Here is a 1272-nt window from a genome sequence, read left to right on the forward strand (position 1 = left end):
CGCGCAGTGCCTCGGCGGCCTCGGGGATGTCCTCGAGCAGGGGACGGCGCCGGGCCATCGCATAACCCGGGGTGAACAGCGCCCAGTCCATGTCGGCCACCGTCACCGACACCTCGTCCTGCTCCAGCACCTGACGCAGAGCGTGCGTGGCCGCCGCCGGGTCGAGCAGGCGCACACCGCGGCGCGACAACTGCGCCGCCGTCTCACCCTCCGCCATACCCGTGGCCTGCCAGCCACCCCACGACACCGACGTCCCCGCCAGACCCCGCGCCCGCCGCTCCCGCACCAGACCATCCAGGAAGCCACCCGCCGCCGCGTTCGCCCCATTGCCACCGCTGCCCCAGACGGCAGCACCGGAGGAGAAGACCACGAACGCGTCCAGCTCCATCCCACCCGTCAACTCGTCCAGATACCGCGCGCCCTCCACACGGGCCGCCATCACCTGCTCGAAGTGCTCGGGTGTGGCGTCAAGCAGCTCCGCGTAGTCGGCGACGCCCGCGGTGTGGAAGACGGCCGACAGCGGATACTCCGCCGGTATGCCCGCAACCACCCGCTCCACGGCGGCACGGTCGGTCACATCACACGCGACCACCTCCACCTCCGCACCCAGACCACCCAACTCCTCCACCAGCTCACCCACACCCTCAGCCTCACCACCACGCCGGCTCAGCAGAACCAGACGCTCCGCACCCGCCCCGGCCAGCCACCGCGCCACATGCCCACCCACACCACCCGTCCCACCCGTCACCAGCACCGTCCCCCGCGGCACAAACCCCCGCACCACACCCGCACCCGCACCCGCACCCGCAGGCAACGGCGCACGAACCAGACGCCGCCCATACACACCCGACGAACGCACCGCCACCTGATCCTCACCCTCACCCGCCGCCAGCACACCCACCAACCCGGACGACACCCGCCCGTCCCACTCAGCCGGCACATCCACCAGACCACCCCACACCCCAGGCAACTCCAGACCCACCACCTGACCCCACGCCCACAACGCCACCTGACCCGCCCGCACCACATCATCCCCACCAACCCCACCAGCACCCCGCGTCAACACCCACACCGGCGCCGACAACCCCACATCCCCATACGCCTGCACCAACGCCAACGACGCGGCCAACGCCTCCTCACCATCACCCTCACCCCACGCCAGCAACGACACCACACCAGCAACCTCACCAACACCACTCAGCCGCTCCGCCAGCACACTGCGCGTCACCCCGTCCTCAGCCTCCAACACCCGCACCTCGGCACCCGCAGCCG

Annotated in this window: 1 protein-coding gene; it reads right to left on the minus strand. The window is 71.0% G+C overall.

Features of this window, described 5'->3' with window-relative positions:
* Positions 1–1246 (minus strand): beta-ketoacyl reductase (locus IG88_RS39780; protein WP_234332492.1); only part of this gene is annotated, 1246 nt, incomplete at its 3' end.
* Between the last annotated feature and the right edge of the window lie 26 nt (positions 1247–1272).

It is taken from the genome of Streptomyces sp. NRRL F-5650, from assembly GCF_000721365.1.
Lineage (GTDB): Bacteria > Actinomycetota > Actinomycetes > Streptomycetales > Streptomycetaceae > Streptomyces > Streptomyces ardesiacus.